At 73.3% G+C, this 16077-nt stretch carries 12 protein-coding genes; 7 read left to right on the forward strand and 5 right to left on the reverse strand.

The window, feature by feature from the left end; genetic code table 11:
* Positions 1-18 precede the first annotated feature (18 nt).
* Positions 19-561 carry a DUF2269 domain-containing protein gene (locus tag ABB07_RS18690; RefSeq protein ID WP_208899775.1) on the forward strand — a complete coding sequence of 181 codons (543 nt, stop codon included), beginning with the start codon at positions 19-21 and terminating at the stop codon, positions 559-561.
* A 10-nt stretch (positions 562-571) separates the two neighbouring features.
* On the opposite strand, the gene ABB07_RS18695 is transcribed toward ABB07_RS18690, so the two are convergent.
* Positions 572-1345, reverse strand: a complete 774-nt coding sequence (locus ABB07_RS18695) for a VOC family protein (RefSeq protein ID WP_208899776.1) — start codon at positions 1343-1345, stop codon at positions 572-574.
* A 191-nt stretch (positions 1346-1536) separates the two neighbouring features.
* On the opposite strand from ABB07_RS18695, the gene ABB07_RS18700 reads away from it, so the two are divergent.
* Entirely contained in the window at positions 1537-2412 is an 876-nt protein-coding gene (locus ABB07_RS18700; protein WP_208899777.1) for an SCO2400 family protein, read from the forward strand.
* Positions 2413-2445: 33 nt separating this feature from the next.
* Here ABB07_RS18700 and ABB07_RS18705 read toward each other — a convergent pair whose 3' ends face one another.
* Positions 2446-7245 carry a DNA repair ATPase gene (locus ABB07_RS18705; protein WP_208899778.1) on the reverse strand — a complete coding sequence of 1600 codons (4800 nt, stop codon included), beginning with the start codon at positions 7243-7245 and terminating at the stop codon, positions 2446-2448.
* Between the two features lie 260 nt (positions 7246-7505).
* Positions 7506-9695: a flotillin family protein gene (locus ABB07_RS18710; protein WP_208899779.1), complete on the reverse strand. Its 2190-nt coding sequence runs from the start codon at positions 9693-9695 to the stop codon at positions 7506-7508.
* Between the two features lie 302 nt (positions 9696-9997).
* On the opposite strand from ABB07_RS18710, the gene ABB07_RS18715 reads away from it, so the two are divergent.
* From ABB07_RS18715 to ABB07_RS18725, 3 genes are all read left to right on the forward strand, one after another.
* A complete protein-coding gene (locus tag ABB07_RS18715) occupies positions 9998-11077 on the forward strand; it encodes a PucR family transcriptional regulator (RefSeq protein ID WP_208899780.1) in 1080 nt (359 codons plus the stop codon).
* Positions 11078-11169: 92 nt separating this feature from the next.
* The gene (locus ABB07_RS18720; RefSeq protein WP_208899781.1) at positions 11170-11637 is read left to right on the forward strand and encodes a hypothetical protein; all 468 of its coding nucleotides are present in this window, start codon (positions 11170-11172) and stop codon (positions 11635-11637) included.
* Positions 11634-11984 carry a winged helix-turn-helix domain-containing protein gene (locus tag ABB07_RS18725; RefSeq protein ID WP_208899782.1) on the forward strand — a complete coding sequence of 117 codons (351 nt, stop codon included), beginning with the start codon at positions 11634-11636 and terminating at the stop codon, positions 11982-11984. Before ABB07_RS18720 ends, ABB07_RS18725 begins: the two co-directional genes overlap by 4 nt.
* A 31-nt stretch (positions 11985-12015) precedes the next feature.
* Here ABB07_RS18725 and ABB07_RS18730 read toward each other — a convergent pair whose 3' ends face one another.
* Both ABB07_RS18730 and ABB07_RS18735 read right to left on the reverse strand, forming a co-directional pair.
* Positions 12016-12963 carry an MIP/aquaporin family protein gene (locus ABB07_RS18730; RefSeq protein WP_208899783.1) on the reverse strand — a complete coding sequence of 316 codons (948 nt, stop codon included), beginning with the start codon at positions 12961-12963 and terminating at the stop codon, positions 12016-12018.
* Between the two features lie 148 nt (positions 12964-13111).
* Positions 13112-13777, reverse strand: coding sequence for an SDR family NAD(P)-dependent oxidoreductase (locus ABB07_RS18735; protein ID WP_208899784.1), 666 nt, complete (start codon positions 13775-13777; stop codon positions 13112-13114).
* 238 nt (positions 13778-14015) lie between these two features.
* Here ABB07_RS18735 and ctaD point away from each other — a divergent pair, with 238 nt between their 5' ends.
* Together ctaD and ABB07_RS18745 are read left to right on the forward strand one after the other, a co-directional pair.
* A complete protein-coding gene (ctaD, locus tag ABB07_RS18740; RefSeq protein ID WP_208899785.1) occupies positions 14016-15734 on the forward strand; it encodes an aa3-type cytochrome oxidase subunit I in 1719 nt (572 codons plus the stop codon).
* Positions 15731-16075 carry a cytochrome C oxidase subunit I gene (locus tag ABB07_RS18745; RefSeq protein WP_208899786.1) on the forward strand — a complete coding sequence of 115 codons (345 nt, stop codon included), beginning with the start codon at positions 15731-15733 and terminating at the stop codon, positions 16073-16075. Before ctaD ends, ABB07_RS18745 begins: the two co-directional genes overlap by 4 nt.
* The last annotated feature ends 2 nt before the right edge of the window (positions 16076-16077 follow it).

Genomic DNA, 16077 nt, shown 5'->3' on the forward strand with positions numbered 1-16077 from the left:
GGATCTGGAGGAGGCGGGATGAGCCGTCGATTGTCGCCGAGGGCCCGGAAGAGCTGGGTCGTCGTCCATGTGGTCGCCTCGGTCGGCTGGCTCGCACTGATGCTCTGCCTGCTCACGCTCGGGGCCACCGCCCTGGCGGCCGACGACGCGGACACCCTGCGGACCGCGTACCGGGCGATGGGGATGCTGGGCGACGCGCTGGTCGTCCCGCTGAGCCTGCTCACCCTGCTCAGCGGGGTGGTGCTGGGCCTCGGCACGCCCTGGGGCCTGTTCCGCCACTACTGGGTCGCCACCAAGTTCTGGCTGACCCTCGCGGCCACGGCGGCCTCGATCTTCGCGCTCACCGCCCGGCTGCACGACGCGGTGCACGCCGTGGACCGGCATCCGACCGGCTCGATCGCGGCCATGCACCTGGGATTCGTCCGCTACGTCACGGTGATCGTCCCGTCCGTCGCGCTGCTGCTGTATCTGACGCTCGTCGTGCTGTCCGTCTTCAAGCCGTGGGGGCGGCGTTCACCCGCACGGGTGGCGGGCAAGTCCCCCGCCGGGCAGGGAGCTTGAGGCGCGCTCATCAGGCCTGGCGCGGGTCCGGCCTGAGGACCGCGAAGACCGCCTGGGCCGGGTCGGCCAGCCAGGCGATGCGGCCGACGCCGGGGACGTTCGCGGCCGGCATCAGCACGGAGCCGCCGCTGTCGCCCACCGCCGCGACGGTCCTGTCCGTGTCGGCCACGGCGAAGTACGGCACCCAGCGGGCGTCCTCATGGTCGTCCCGCAGCGGGGCCACACCGCCGAAGGAACCCTCCTGCTGGTCGCCCTCCGCGATGCTGAGCACCTGGTACGTCATGCCCGGCGCCTCCATCGCCTGCGACCGCCAGCCGAACAGCCCGCCGTAGAAGCCGATGGCCGCCCGCGGGTCGCGCACGTGCAGTTCCACCCACACCAGCGCGTCGTCCTCCGACGCCCGCTGCAGCCCCTGTCCGGACTGCAGCACCGCGAACTGCGCGCCCTGCGGGTCGGTGAACTGGGCGAAGGTGACCTCGCCCATGCTCACCGGCTCGGCGCGCACCCTGCCGCCGGCCCCGGTCACGGCCCGGGCGGCGGCGCGGGCGTCCTCGGTGCGGAAGTACGTCATCCAGGCGGATCTCGCCCCCTGCTCGGTCAGCGGGCCGAGACCGGCCACCGTACCGCCGTTCTTCCGGAAGTAGCCGTAGCCGCCCCCTTCCGGGCCCGCGGAGGCGAACTCCCAGCCGAAGACGGCCCCGTAGAAGGCGACGGCCGCCCGGGTGTCCGGGCTGCCGAGGTCGATCCAGATGGGCGATCCGGTGCGGAACTCTGTGCCGAGCATGTGTCTCCTCCTGCCGGTCCGGTGCGGAAGCCGCCCGCCACTATGCCGAGGCAAACGGCCCGGACCCGGCCGGGACACGGGAAAAGAACCCCGCAAATCTGCGCAGGAGCGCCACACGGACTGCACACAGCCTTTCGAAAGGCTCGTTAGCGTGACGGACGCCCGCTCCCCTGGACCCAGGAAGACCACTGATGGACTACTGCTCCTCGTGCCGTCGGCACCTCAACGGCGCCCTGGTCTGCCCTGGGTGCGGTGCCTACGCCCCGGACATAGCCCCGACCCGCACCGACGCCGGTGTCACGGCCGCACCGCTCGCGGCCGACGGCTGGTTCGGCGCCGGATCCCCCGCCGCCGAGCCGCCCGCCGGCCCCGCGGACACCGCCACGGACGCGCCGCCCGCGGACGTCACCGACGCCCCGCCCGCGCAGCAGGGGCGCGCCGCCCGGCGCCGGCAGCTGGCGCGCTGGAAGAAGAACCAGCGCCGGGCCGTGGTGGCGACCGCCGTCGCGCTCGTCGGCGGCGGCCTGACGCTCGCCTCGCTGGACCGCGGCAACGGCGACAAGGCCCAGGCGGCCACCGCGCCGGACAACCGGAGCATGGGCCTCACCGAGGAGCCGTCGGCCGCCCCCAGCGGCCCGGCGTCCACTCCCGCACCGCCCGCCGCCGCGCACCGGCACGCGTCCGCCACGCCGACGGCACACACGCCCGCGGCGAACGTCCCCCGGCAGCAGTCCCTCGCGCCCGCGCCACAGACGGCCGGGTCCGCCGCCCACCCGCACACCGCCGCGGCCGCCGCCCGCCCGGCCGCCCCGGCCGCCGCACTGCCGGTCAGCACCCCGACGACCTCGTCCGGTTCCGGTACGACAGGTTCGGCCGGAACGACGGGTTCGACGGGTACAACGGGTACGACCGGAACGACGGGTACGGCCGGTAGTACCGGTAAGAAGACACAGCCGACCTCCACCGGCACGGGCAGCGGCACGGGCAGCGGCACCTCCACCTCGCCGACGTCACCGTCCTCGACCGACCCCAACCAGCTCTGCCTGGTCCTGGTCTGCCTCGGCTGAGCTCCGCAACCGCACCTCGCAGACGGTCCCCCGTCAGCCCTCGCCCGCGGAGCGGATCGCCGATTCCACCGCCGCGATCCGGTCCGCGAGGAGTCCCAGCGCCGCCACCGCCCGGACGACGGGATCCTCCTCGGGGCCGCCGAGCGCGCGGGCGCGCACGTGGGCGGTCTTCACCTCGGCCCAGCGGGCGGCCTGCGCCGGGCTCAGCGTCCCCCGCAGCTCCGCCAGTTTCAGCAGGTTGGCCTCCGCACCGGTGGTGAGGGTCTGGGCCTCGGCCGTGTAGTGGTCGTCGACGACGGCCTCGCGTTCGGCGTCGTTCATGACCGGGCGCAGCCGCCCGGCGATCCGGTTCATGTCGCGGTAGGAGCCCTGGAGGCGGAAGGGCGGCTCGGTGCGGGCGGCCTCCGACTGCGCGGCGGAGGCGATGTAGGCCGCGTTGACCCGCAGCACCGTCTCCCGCACCGCCATCACCTGGCGCAACACGGCGACGACGGCCTCCAGTTCGGCCGGCGGCATCGGCTGGGCGAGGCGGTCGGACAGGGCCGTCCCGTCGCCGTCGGCCAGCCGGATCAGGAGGTCCAGGTCGGCGCGGTCGCGGGCGGCGAGCGGGGCGAGCACCGGGTTGGCGGTGAGGGCGTTCTCGACGAAGCTGAGCGCGAAGACGTCCTCCTTGCCGGTGAGGACGTCGCCGAGGTTCCACACGTCGGCCCGGTTGGCGAGCATGTCGGGGATGCGGAAGCGTTCGCCGGACTCGGTGTAGGGGTTGCCGGCCAGGCAGACCGCGAAGCGCTTGCCGCGCAGGTCGTAGGTGCGCGGCTCGCCGTCCCACACGCCGTCCACGCGCCGGGTGGCGTCGCACAGCGGGATGAACTTCTGCAGCAGCTCGGGCGAGGTGTGCTGGATGTCGTCCAGGTAGAGCAGCGTGTTGTTGCCGGCCGCCAGCGCAAAGTTGATCTTCTCGAGCTCGCGGCGGGCGGTGGCGTCCGGGGCGTCGGCCGGGTCCAGCGAGGTGACGCTGTGGCCGAGCGCCGGGCCGCTGACCCTGACCAGCATCAGGCCGAGCCGGTCGGCGACGTACTCCATGAGCGTCGTCTTGCCGTAGCCGGGCGGGGAGACCAGCAGGAGCAGACCGCCGGTGTCGGTGCGCTTGGACTCGCCGGTGGTGCCCAGCTGCCGGGCCAGGCTGTCGCCGATCAGCGGCAAGTACACCTCGTCGACCAGGCGGCCCCGGACGAACGCCGACATCACCCGGGGGCGGTGGTCGTCCAGGCGGAGCCGGTCGCGCTCGGCCGCCACCAGGGCCGTACGGCGGCGCTGGTAGGCGCGGAAGGCGGGCACGTCCTCGGCCGCGAAGCGGGAGGTGCGGGCCAGGAACTCGTCCAGCCGCAGCTGAAGCCGGCCACCGGTCACCCGGAGGTGGGCGCCCAGCAGGCCCTCCGCCGTCGCGGTGAGCGGGGCGTCGCCGTCGTAGCGCGGCAGGCCGGGGCAGAGCTCGGCGGCGACCGCCTCGGCCAGCTCGCCCGGGCCGGCCTCGGTGCCGGTCGCGGCGGCGTACGCGGCGAGCCAGGCGTGCACCACCTGCCGGCGCGCGGCCAGGTCGGTCAGCCCCTCCAGGTCCGTGCGGTAACTCCCCTCCGCGTGCCGGAACTTCTCCAGCAGGGTGCGCGCCGTGAGGCCGAGGACGAAGCCGTCCGGGCCGCCGGTCAGCTCCTCGAAGAGGTAGGCGGCGGCCGGCCCGCCCGCCACCGACGCGTCCCAGGCCTCGATCGCCCCGGCCAGCTCCCGCTCCAGCTCCCCGATGGCCGGTACGGCACCGAAGGCGTCCCGGGCCCGGGCCAGCGACACCGCCCGCCGCGCCCAGGCCGTCCGGGCCTCCTGCGTGGTGCCGTGCGCCCAGAACAGCTGGGCGGCGGCGCGGGCGGCGGGCTCGTGGCGCAGGGTCCCGGCGCCCTCGTACAAGGGGAGCAGGGCCTGGAGCACGAGGGTCGCGTCGTGGTCGTGGACCCCGCGCTCATAGCCCTCGTCGTACGCCTCCTGCGCCGCCCGGCGGACCAGGTCCGGCAGGTCGTCGGCGGCGGCGAGGGCGGCCGGGCCGTGCTCGGCGAGCAGCCGGGCGGCGAGGTGCTCGGCGCGGTAGACCTCCGGTGACTCGGAGGGCAGGTGGCGGTCCCAGTAGGGGCGGTACGCGGCGAAGTCCGGGTCGGTGACCGGGGAGCGGTAGTCGGTGCCGGTCACCGCGAAGGCGAGGGTGTCGCCGTGCGGGACCAGGGTGAGGTCGAGCGGCTGGGTGTTGACGGCGAAGCGGTGGCCGCCGAGCAGCAGGGTGCGGCCGTCCTCGGCGTACAGGTCGGCGCGGTCGCGCAGCGCGCGGACGGCCTCCTGGCGGGCGGACTTCAGCCGGCCGTCGAGCTCCTCGGCGCGCACGCTGTCGCCGAGGGCGCGCAGTTCGCCCGCGGTGCGGCGGACCTTGGCGACCAGCGGGTCGGAGGCGAAGTACGTGGTGACCGCGTCGGCGTCGGCCAGCGTGGCGGCCCGGCGGGCGACCGTCCGCAGCATGCGCACCGCCGAGAGCGCGAGCTGCTCGGCGCGGCGGGCGCGGGCGTCGGCGAGGGACTGCTTGCGGGCGGCGAACGCCTCGTAGATCTCGGTGCGCCGGTCGGCGAGTTCGGCGAGGAAGTCGTCGAACTCGGCGAACCGGCCGTCCAGGTCCTCCAACCGGGCCAGCACGGAGGCGAGTTGGTCATCGCACTCCTCGGGCGTGCCGGACGCGGCGAGTGCGGCGGTGACGGCCTGGGCGAGCAGCGCGGTCTCGGCGGCGAACTCGGCGCGGCCCTCGCTGTCCTGGAGGCTGCGGCGGCGGGCCTCCAGGGTGGCCCGCGCCCGGTTGACACCGCCCAGCACCTCGGCGATCCGCTCCAGGACGGCCGTACGGACGACCGTGTCGGCGATGTCGAGGCCGGTCACCACCTCGGTGACCGTGCGCAGCCCGTCGGCGAGCTCCTCCAGCCGGGCGGCGACGGGCGCCCCGCCGGCCACGGTCTCGACGGCCGCCGCGTCCCCGACCAGCCGCTCGACCTCCGCCTGCTGCCCCGCGAAGGCGTCCTCGCGCGCCAGGAACTGCACCGCGCGCCGGCCGAAGGAGGCCAGGTCGTCCTCGGCGGCGGACGCCAGTTCCCGCAGCCGGGCGGCGTCGACGTACCGCAGCTCGCCCAGGGTGAGCAAGTGGCCGTGTGCGTGGCGGAGTTCGGTCAGTCCGCGCACCCAGGCGGCGGCCTCGCGCGGGGCCTCGCCGCGCAGCCGGCGCACCACGGCGGCGATCCGCGCCTCGGCCTCGTCGAGGGCGTCCGCCGCGTGCCGGGTCAGCTCCCGTACGGTCTCGAACTCGCCCAGCACCTGCTCGGCGGCCGCACGGACCTCGACCAACGGGCCTGCCAGCCCGCCCAGTTCGGGATCCGCCAGCCAGTGATGGGCGTCGGCGGCCCGCACACAGGCCGCCACCAGCGCCCGGTACCCCTCGCTCGTCTCGATGCCGTCGGTGACCAGCCGGGCCACGGACAGGCAGTCGGCGAGCCCGCGCACGAGATCCGCGTTGCCGACCCGGGCGAACGCGCCGGTGCCGGTGCGCAGCGCGGCGGCGTGCGTGTCGGAGACGTACGGGGAGGTCCACCACTGCACCGGATGCGTGTGCGCGGGCTCCTCGCCCCCGTCGCGCAGCACGGCGAGCGCGCCGTCCTCGAACAGCGCCCAGCCCCGGCACGGCAGCGGGTTCGCGACCTCCTTGCGCAGGGTGTTGTACGACAGCAGCAGCGTGCGCCCGCCGGCCCGGGACCGGAAGGCGTACAGCACGTCCTCGCCGTTTGGCGCGCGGACCTCCCGCTCGAACTCCAGCCCGGTGACGTCGAGTTCGTACGTCTTGTGGGTGCCGCCCGCCAGGACGTACCCGCCCGGGAAGACGATCCCCTGCTCCTCGGGCAGCCGCCGGCACGCCTGCCCGATCCCGTCGAGCCGGACGACGGTCCCGGTGAGCGTGTCGAACACCAGGTGCCGGTCGTCCTCCTCCTTGTACGGCCGCACCCGCAGCAGCACCAGCGCACCGACCCGCGCATGCGCGACGGCCGCGTCCGCGAGCGCCTGCAGCGGCTCCTGCACGGGTTCGGCGTACAGTTCCCCGCCTTCCGGGGTGCGGACGGTGAGGGAGCCGCCGACGGTACTCACCGCCAGTCCTCCGGGGACGGCCACGTACTGCTCCCGGCCCAGGACGTGGTCCTCGCGGGTGGTCTCCGTCCAGGTCACGTCCTGGGCCGGCGGGAAGACGTCGTCACGGTCGCCGCGCGCGTCCAGGAACGCCACGCGGCCGTCGTCGGCGACGCTCCAGCGCAGGACGCGGACGTCCTCGGCCTTCTCGCCGGTGCGGAACACCGCCAGCAGCCGGCCGTCGACCCGGCGCAGCCGCAGCAGGCTCGCTTCGCGGTAGTAGCGGTGCAGCGCGCCGATCTCTTTTGCGAACGCCGGGTCGTCGAGGAGCCCGGGTACGGCGTCCTCGGGCATCCGCGCGCCGTCGCGGCCGTACAGCGCGAGGACGTCCGTGGCCGTGCCGGTCGCGCCGAAGAGGAGCGCGTCGCCCACGGCCACGATGTCGCTCGGCACGCACGCCTCCGGCGTCCTCAGCCGGGCGGTGGCGGCGAGGCCGAGTTTCGCCGACCCGAACTCCTCGCTCCGCCGCGCGTTGAGCGCGTCCGCCCTCCGGGCGAGGTCGGCGGCGTGCGCGGCGAGGCGGTCGCGGAGCACCTCGTAGGTGCCGGCATCCACCTGCGGCGCCTCAGCGGTGGCCATTGCGTGTGGTTCCCTTCGTGGGGTGTGCGGCTACGAGCTCGGGGCTGCGGGTCGTCTGCCGACTGCGGGTGCGTGGTGGCTGGTCGCGCAGTTCCCCGCGCCCCTGGGGAACTGCAGTCCCGGTGCTTCAAGGCACCGCCGCCGCTGTGGGCAGTCGTGCCTCCCCCAGTGCCTTAAGGGCCTGGGGGACCCCCAGGCGGCACGGGTGGGCGCAGCGGCACCTCACAGCGAGCAGCGCGCCGACCCACCCCCGCCCGGCCTCAGCTCCCCGCACCGCTTCCGTTCAGAGCCGTGAGCGGGGTGTCCTGGAGGCCCAGTTCGCTTGCCCTGTCCAGGAGTTTCTGGAGCTGCCCGGTGTTCGGGCCGCCGCCCTTGATCTGCTTCATCAGCAGGGCCGACACCGTGAGGTTGCGGACGTCCGCCGAGCCGAGCGAGCCCAGCACCCTGCTGAGGTCGTCCGTGAAGCTGCCCGTGCCGTCCAGCCACGGCTTCGCCAGGGCCTGCGCGGTGTGGGAGCTGGAGACGAAGCCGTCCACGCCCTTGCCGAGGGCGATGGAGGACACCAGCCGGTCGAAGAAGACGGACTCCCCGCCGACGATGTCGATGTCGGCGTTCTCCAGCCCGGTCGCGAGCACCGTCGCCTGCGCCTCGGCCACCTGCCGCTGGGTCTCCAGGCCGGCCAGCCGGATCTCCTTCTCCGCCTGGAGCCGGAGCCGGTACTCCTCGTGGCCCCGCGAGGCCTCGTCCAGCGCGGCCATCGCCGCGGCCTTCTCGGTCAGACCGGCGGCCTCGGCCTTCAGCTTCTCGCCGATCGCGGTGGCCTCGGCCAGCGCCTTCGCCTTGGTGCCCTCCGCCTCGGCCAGGCCCTTGGCCCGCGCGCCCTCCGCCTCGGCCTTGAGCCGCGCCTCGGTGGCCTCCGCGGCCGCCCGCGCGCCCTCGGCCTCCGCGAGGCCCTTCGCCCGCGCGCCCTCCGCCTCGGCGAGCGCCTTGGCCTGGGTGCCCTCGGCCTCGGCCCGCAGCCGTGCCTCGGTGGCCTCCGCCTCCGCGCGTCCGGCCTTGACGGTGACCTCGGCCTCCTTGTCCCGGACCTGCACGGCGGCGAGACCCTCGGCGGCCGCCTCGGCCTGGACGCCCTCGGCGAGCCGCAGCTTGGCGCGGGCGTCGAGGTCGGCGGTCTTCAACCGGGCCTCGGCCAGGGTGAGTTCCTCTGCGGCCCGGTGCGTCGCGGCCTGCTCCGCTGCCTCCGCGGCCTTGATGTCCTTGACCAGCTTCTCCTGCGCCTCCGCCTCGGCGGCGATGACGAGCGCCTGCCGCTCGCGCTCCGCCTCCTCGACCACGCGCAGCTTCTTGATGGACTCCTCCTGCTCGGCGACCGTACGGTCCACCGCGACCCGCTCCCGGATGACCTCGGCGATCTCCCGCTTCTCCGCCTCGACCTCCTTCTCGGCGGCGATCTTCGTCAGCTGGGTCTCCCGCTCCCGGGCGATGACCTCCAGCAGCCGGTCCTTCTCGATGCGCTCGTTCTCGACGGCGAGGACCCGCTCGCGGTTCTTCGCGGCGACGGCGATCTCCCGGGCCTGGTTCTCCCGCTGGACGCCGAGCTGTTCCTCGGTGCGCAGGAAGGCGGCCTGGGCGCGCAGCCGTTCCTCCTCCACCACGCGGGCGGTCTCGGCCTCCTCGCGGGCCCGGGAGGTCTCGATCTCCCGCTTCTGCTTGATCTCGGCGTCCGCCTGCCGGCGCTCCAGCTCCAGGATGGCCTCGCGGGCGTCGACGTCCTGGCGGGTGATCTCCTTCTGCTCGTTGCGGCGGGCCTCGTTGGTGCGGACGTGCTCGACCGCCGTCAGCTCGGTGATCTTGCGGATGCCCTCGGCGTCGAGGACGTTGGCCGGGTCCATCTGGGACAGCGGCGTCTGCTCCAGGTAGTCGATCGCCGCGTCCTCGAGGTGGTAGCCGTTGAGGTCGATGCCGATCAACTCGATGATGTGGTACCGGAGTTCCTCGCGCTTGGTGTAGAGGTCGGTGAAGTCCATCTGCTTGCCGACGGTCTTCAGCGCCTCGGAGAACTTCGCGTGGAACAGCTCCTGCAGCGTGTCCTGGTGGCTGGCGCGCTCGGTGCCCACGGTCTGGGCGACCTTGATGACGTCCTCGACGGTCTTGTTGACCTTGACGAAGAACAGGATCCGGATGTCGGCGCGGATGTTGTCCCGGCAGATCAGCCCGTCCCGGCCGGAGCGGCTGATCTCGATGGTCTTCACCGAGATGTCCATGACCTCGGCCTTGTGCACGATCGGCAGCACGACCTGCCCGGTGAAGGACACGTCGACCCGCCGCGTCTTCGACACGATCAGGGCCTGGCTCTGGTCCACCTTGCGGTACAGCCGCGAGAACGCGAGCACCGCGAGCAGTACGACGACGAGACAGGCGGCGACGAGCACGCCCAGGGCTTCCATGGCATACGTCCTTGCGTCAGACGATGAGGTACGGAGCCCCCCGGGATCGCGGTGCCGGACGCCAGTACCGGACCCCCGTACCGGTCCTTGCGTACCGGTCATCGCCCGGTGCCCGGCACCGCGACCCTCCGTAGTGCTCCCCGCGGACGATGGTGCGGCCGGGGCGCACACCCGCGCATTGCCGGTGTCCGGCAGTGTTCACTAGGGTCTTGATGCCGGATCGGCGCTAATAAAGCGTCACCGGCGCGTCAAGATCGCGGGGCACGCGGCACGGGGGACGAGGACGGGGGCCGGGACCGGCAATGGGGGACAAGCACGGTATACGTGGCACGTCCGAGCAGTATCTGGACGGTTTCACCCGGACGCTGGCCGAGGTCTCGGCCACCGGCCGGCGGCTGACCAGGGAGGAACTGAAGACCCGGCGGACCCTTGGCGAACAGGCCGCCGAGGCCGGGCAGTCACTGCGCGCGCTGATCGTGGCCCACCTGGCCGCCACCCGCGCCGCCTGGCCGGCCGTGCCCGGCGCCGCGGAGAGCGGCCTGGCCACGCTGGCCGCCGTCGAGCAGGCGATCGACGCGTTCGCCGAGGGCTACGAACGCGCCCAGCGGCTCTCCGTGCGCCGCGAGGAGGCCGCGCGCCGGGAGTTCATCGACGACCTGCTCTACGGCCGCAGCGACCTGGGCCGCCTCGCCGAGCGCGCCGAACGCTTCGGTCTGCACCTGTCCCGGGCGCACGCGGTGGCCGTCGCCGAGGGCCCGTCCGCGTACGTCGAGGGCGGCCCGCTCGCCCGCCGGGTCGAGGCGGCCGTGCTCGCCCGCTTCGACTCCCGCAGCATCCTGCTCACCACCAAGAACGGCCGCCTGCTGTGCGTGGCCCCCGGCGACGAGGACGAGATCCTGCTGCACTTCGCCAAGCAGGCGTACGCGGCGTCGGACGGCGTCCGGGTCGCGGTCGGCCGCCCGCAGCACGGCGCCGGCGGGGTCGTGCAGTCGTACGAGGAGGCCCTCGCCGCGCTGGAGATGGCCACCCGGCTGGGCCTGGCCGGGCCGGTGCTGCGCGCCGCCGACCTGCTCGTCTACCCGGTGCTGGCCCGGGACCGGCAGGCGCTGGTCGACCTGGTGACCCACACCCTCGGCCCGCTCACCAGGGCCCGCGGCGGCGCCCTGCCCCTGCTGGAGACGCTCGGCGCCTACTTCGACTCCGGCTGCGTGGCCGCCGAGACGGCCCGCCGGCTCTCCTTGAGCGTCCGCGCGCTGACCTACCGGCTGGAGCGCATCCACCAGCTCACCGGCGCCGACCCCGCCGACCCGGCGCACCGCTACATGCTCCAGACGGCCGTCCTGGGCGCGCGCCTGCTGGACTGGCCGAACCAGCCCCTCTGAAAATACTTGCATTCTTGGAAAGTAATGTCCATGCTGACACCATGACCGGGGCGGACCGACCAACCGCCCCTGCCCATACCGGAGGTGCACACATGGACAGCACGGGGGAACCGATGGACGCCCAGCAGGCGGAGCGGGCACTCGCCGCCGCACGCGCGGCGCAGTGCGCGGCCCGGACGGCGGGCGACGAGCGGAACAGGCCCAGGTGGTACGCCATCGGGCAGGGGCTGACCTGCGCGCCCGGCTTCATCGCACTGGGGCTGGCCGAGAAGTACCCACAGTGGGGTACGTGGCTGACGGTCGCCGGAGGGCTGTCCCTGGCCGCCTTCCTCGTGCTGGTCTGGCTCGGCGCGCACCACGGCGGGGTGACCGGCTGGTTCAACCGGGACCGCGGGCCCGGCCGCCGCGGCTGGCGGGCATGGGTGGTCCCCTTGATCCCCTGCACCGTGGCCTTCCTGGCCTACCTCCTGTACGGCCCCGCCGCCTGGCTCATCGCCATGGGCCTGACGAGCGGCGTCGACTACCTCCTGCGCGCGACCCGGCAGGGCCGTACCGCATGACCGGCCCCCTGCGCGGCACCCCTCCCGCTCTCGACCGCGAGTTCCACCACCCCACCCGGCTGGCCCTCGCCGCCTACCTCTCCGCGTGCGGCGAGGCGGAGTTCGCCGTCCTGCGGGACTACTGCCAGGTCTCCGACTCCACGCTGAGCAAGACCCTCTCCGCGCTGGAGAAGACGGGCTACGTCAGCATCCGCAAGGGGTACCTCGGCAAGCGCCCGCGCACCTGGGCCGCGCTCACGCTCACCGGCCGCAGGGCGCTCGCCCGGCATCTGGCGGCGCTGGAGGAGATCGCGGCGACGGCCCGCCGGGCCGCGGGTGCCGGCGCCGAGGACACCGGCGCGGTCTGACGGACGCCGCGGGCCCGCCCCTCGTCGGCGCCTACCCCTCCTCGGTGGTGCGCACCGCGGTCGCCCGGCCCGGCTCCGGCAGCTCGGCCAGCTCCGCCCGGACCAGCAGGACGTCGCCGATGAAGAGGTCGTACACGACGATCCCGACCACGCCGCCGATCAGCGGCCCGACGATCGGGATCCACCAGTAGCCGCTGTACACGCCGGACACGCTGCCCGGGAAGGCGAGGCTGCCCCAGCCCTCCGCGTAGGTGAGCAGGCGCGGCCCGAAGTCACGGGCCGGGTTGATGGCGTACCCCGCGTTGGCGCCGTAGGACATGCCGATGGCGGCGACGACGAAGCCCACGATCAGCGGCCCGAGGTTGGCCTGCACGGCCTGGTTGCGCAGGTCGAGGACGGCGGAGATCAGCATCAGCAGGAAGGCCGTACCGACGATCTGGTCGACCAGCGGCCCCCAGACGCCGCCGTGGAAGTACGCCGCGGGGAAGGTGGCGAAGATCGAGAAGGTGGCGTTGGTGTGCCCGTTCACCTTCGGCCCGGGCGCGACGGTGTCATAGGCGTCGATCGCCTGGTGGTACACGAGGTAGACCAGCGCCGCTCCGGCGAGCGCGCCGGCGACCTGCGAGAACCAGTACGGCAGGACCTTGGCCCAGGAGAATCCCCGGCGCACGGCCATGGCCAGGGTCACGGCCGGGTTGATGTGGGCACCGCTGACGCCGCCGGCCACGTACACGCCGAAGACGACGGCGAACGCCCAGCCCCAGGTGATCAGCAGCCAGTCACCGGCCGCCAGGAAGATCGTGGTGGGCGTCGCGGCGCGGCCCGAACCGGGCAGCGCGGCGACCGCCATCGCGACCACACCGCAGCCGAAGGAGATGAGCACGAAGGTCCCGAGGAACTCGGCGAGGCACTCGCCCAGCAGTCCGCCCCGGCTTCTGAGCCGGGACGGCTTGATGATCGCGGGGATTTCGACAGCCATGGAGGCCCCCTTGAAGAGAGCAATACGGCCAACGTCACCATATTGGCGTACAAAGCCACTCTCCGCAGTGTGACCGTGCCCCGTCAGCCCCCGGAGCCCCCGGCCCAGCGCCCGCCCGGGGCCCCGGCTCTGCCCCGGGATCCCCGGCTCAGCTGTCGAGGTCGTCCGCGAAGTGCCGGAACCCGTGCCGGTCCCGGTGCAGGCCCCACAGCGCCTCCGCCAGCACGGCCGGGTCCTTGCGCGCGTGCCCCGGGGTGATCGCCCCCGGGATCACCAGCTGCGCCACATGGATCCCCTCGCCGGCCAGCCGCTCGTGCAGCAGATGGCCGTAGGCGCTCTCCGCGGCGAACGCGATGGAGGTCCCGGCCCGTTCGGTGTGCGGTACGACGGCGGTGCCGCCGTTGACGAAGAGGATCGTCCCGCGCCCCAGCCGGCGCATCCCCGGCAGCACCTGCTGCACGGCGGCGACCGCGCCGTACACGGAGAACTCGATGGGCCCGACCAGATCCCGGTACCGGGTCTCCAGCACCGGCCGCATGAAGTCCCGGTGCGGCACCGGGCTGTACTGCAGCACCTCGACGGTCCCCACCTCGGCCGCCGCCCGCCCCAGCGCCGCGGCCAGCTCCTCCGGTCTGCGCACGTCGGCGACGAACCCCCGGGCCGCCACCCCACCGCCCTCCAGGTCCCGCACCAGCGTGTCGAGCCGTTCCCGGTCCCGGGCGAACAGGGCCACCGCGAACCCCTCCCGCCCGAACCGCCGCGCGACGGCGGCCCCGAGCCCGGGCCCGGCGCCCACAATGGCGATGCTGCTCATGCCCCCATTCTGGTGGCCCGGCGGGCGGCGCGCGGCCTGGACGCCCCGGCCTCCGGGGGACCGCAGGTGGGCCGACGCCGGGCGGGCCGGTGCGCCGGACGGCCGCTGGGCCGTCCGGGTGCATCCGTCACGCGGTCGGCCGCGCGTCGGGCGGCGCGTGCGGCGCTGAGCGGCAAAGGATGGCCAGTAGCCGACGTAGGGCGTGCGCGGACCGCGAGCATCAGGAGACAGACGAGTTGTGAGCATCCTCAACGAACCCCATGGTGCCGCCGCGGCAGAGGACGCCTACGAGAGCGAGGTACCGGTCCGGGGCCGGCAGCCCGGCAGCGTCGTGGTGAAGTGGCTGACCACCACCGATCACAAGACGATCGGCACGCTGTACCTGGGCACGTCCTTCGCGTTCTTCCTGGTCGGCGGCCTGATGGCCCTGATCATGCGCGCCGAGCTGGCCCGGCCGGGCCTGCAGATCGTCTCGAACGAGCAGTTCAACCAGCTGTTCACGATGCACGGCACCGTGATGCTGCTGATGTTCGCCACCCCGCTGTTCGCCGGCTTCACCAACTGGATCATGCCGCTGCAGATCGGCGCGCCGGACGTGGCGTTCCCGCGGCTGAACATGTTCGCCTACTGGCTGTACCTGTTCGGCTCGCTCATCGCGGTGGCCGGCTTCCTCACCCCGCAGGGCGCGGCCTCCTTCGGCTGGTTCGCCTACTCCCCGCTGACCGACGCGGTCCGCTCACCGGAACTCGGCGGCGACCTGTGGATCATGGGCCTGGCCTTCTCCGGCTTCGGCACCATCCTCGGCTCGGTCAACTTCATCACCACGATCATCTGCATGCGCGCTCCCGGTCTGACCATGTTCCGCATGCCGATCTTCTGCTGGAACGTGCTGCTGACCGGTGTCCTGGTCCTGCTCGCGTTCCCGGTCCTCGCCGCCGCCCTGTTCGCCCTGGAGGCGGACCGCAAGTTCGGCGCCCACGTCTTCGACGCCGCCAACGGTGGACCACTGCTGTGGCAACACCTCTTCTGGTTCTTCGGCCACCCGGAGGTGTACATCATCGCCCTGCCGTTCTTCGGCATCGTCTCCGAGATCATCCCGGTGTTCTCCCGCAAGCCGATGTTCGGCTACATGGGCCTGATCGCCGCGACCATCTCCATCGCCGGTCTGTCCGCGACGGTGTGGGCCCACCACATGTACGTCACCGGCGGGGTGCTGCTGCCGTTCTTCGCCTTCATGACCTTCCTGATCGCGGTGCCGACCGGGGTGAAGTTCTTCAACTGGATCGGCACGATGTGGAAGGGCAGTCTGTCCTTCGAGACGCCGATGCTGTGGGCGGCGGGCTTCCTCGTCACGTTCCTCTTCGGCGGCCTGACCGGTGTCATCCTGGCGTCCCCGCCGATGGACTTCCACGTCTCCGACTCGTACTTCGTGGTGGCCCACTTCCACTACGTGGTCTTCGGCACGGTCGTCTTCGCCATGTTCGCGGGGTTCCACTTCTGGTGGCCGAAGTGGACCGGCAAGATGCTGGACGAACGCCTCGGCAAGATCACCTTCTGGACGCTGTTCGTCGGCTTCCACACCACCTTCCTGGTCCAGCACTGGCTGGGCGCCGAGGGCATGCCCCGCCGCTACGCCGACTACCTGGCGGCCGACGGCTTCACCACCCTGAACACCGTCTCCACCATCGGCTCGTTCCTGCTCGGCCTGTCGATGCTGCCGTTCCTCTACAACGTCTGGAAGACGGCCAGGTACGGCAAGCCGGTCGGCGTCGACGACCCTTGGGGCTACGGCCGTTCGCTCGAGTGGGCGACCTCCTGCCCGCCCCCGCGGCACAACTTCGTCACCCTCCCCCGGATCCGTTCGGAATCCCCGGCGTTCGACCTGCACCACCCCGACATCGCGATGCAGGAGCACGAGCACGCGATCCCGGCGCGGCCCGACCGGGGACAGGGGTGAGCGGTCCGCCGAGGCAGGGGGCCGACGACGCGCTCGCCAACGAGGTCGAGGGATACCTGCTCTGGCAGGCCCGCATCGCCGAGGCCGAGCAGCGCGCCCACGAGTTCACCGGGCCCCTGGAGTGGCTGACGACCGCCCAGCGCGAGGAGATCGAGCACCGGTACGTCACCGACGCCCTGGCCCGCTCCCGCGCCGACCTGGAACGCATCGCGGCCCGCTGCACGTCCCTGCGCGCCGAGTACGAACACCGCTACCAGGAACTGAAGCGCCGCTGCGTGGCCGTGACCCTCGCGGTGTGCGCGAGCTGCACGGCCGTGGCGACGCTGCTGCTGCTCCTGTGACC

Origin of the sequence: Streptomyces incarnatus, assembly GCF_001027185.1 — a bacterium.
Taxonomy (GTDB): Bacteria; Actinomycetota; Actinomycetes; order Streptomycetales; family Streptomycetaceae; genus Streptomyces; species Streptomyces puniciscabiei.

Excerpts from the sequence above, each read along its gene's own strand:
- ABB07_RS18690 (WP_208899775.1), top strand. The coding sequence starts at position 19 with ATGAGCCGTCGATTGTCGCCGAGGGCCCGGAAGAGCTGGGTCGTCGTC.
- ABB07_RS18695 (WP_208899776.1), bottom strand. The coding sequence starts at position 1,345 with ATGCTCGGCACAGAGTTCCGCACCGGATCGCCCATCTGGATCGACCTC.
- ABB07_RS18700 (WP_208899777.1), top strand. The coding sequence starts at position 1,537 with ATGGACTACTGCTCCTCGTGCCGTCGGCACCTCAACGGCGCCCTGGTC.
- ABB07_RS18705 (WP_208899778.1), bottom strand. The coding sequence starts at position 7,245 with ATGGCCACCGCTGAGGCGCCGCAGGTGGATGCCGGCACCTACGAGGTG.
- ABB07_RS18710 (WP_208899779.1), bottom strand. The coding sequence starts at position 9,695 with ATGGAAGCCCTGGGCGTGCTCGTCGCCGCCTGTCTCGTCGTCGTACTG.
- ABB07_RS18715 (WP_208899780.1), top strand. The coding sequence starts at position 9,998 with ATGGGGGACAAGCACGGTATACGTGGCACGTCCGAGCAGTATCTGGAC.
- ABB07_RS18720 (WP_208899781.1), top strand. The coding sequence starts at position 11,170 with ATGGACAGCACGGGGGAACCGATGGACGCCCAGCAGGCGGAGCGGGCA.
- ABB07_RS18725 (WP_208899782.1), top strand. The coding sequence starts at position 11,634 with ATGACCGGCCCCCTGCGCGGCACCCCTCCCGCTCTCGACCGCGAGTTC.
- ABB07_RS18730 (WP_208899783.1), bottom strand. The coding sequence starts at position 12,963 with ATGGCTGTCGAAATCCCCGCGATCATCAAGCCGTCCCGGCTCAGAAGC.
- ABB07_RS18735 (WP_208899784.1), bottom strand. The coding sequence starts at position 13,777 with ATGAGCAGCATCGCCATTGTGGGCGCCGGGCCCGGGCTCGGGGCCGCC.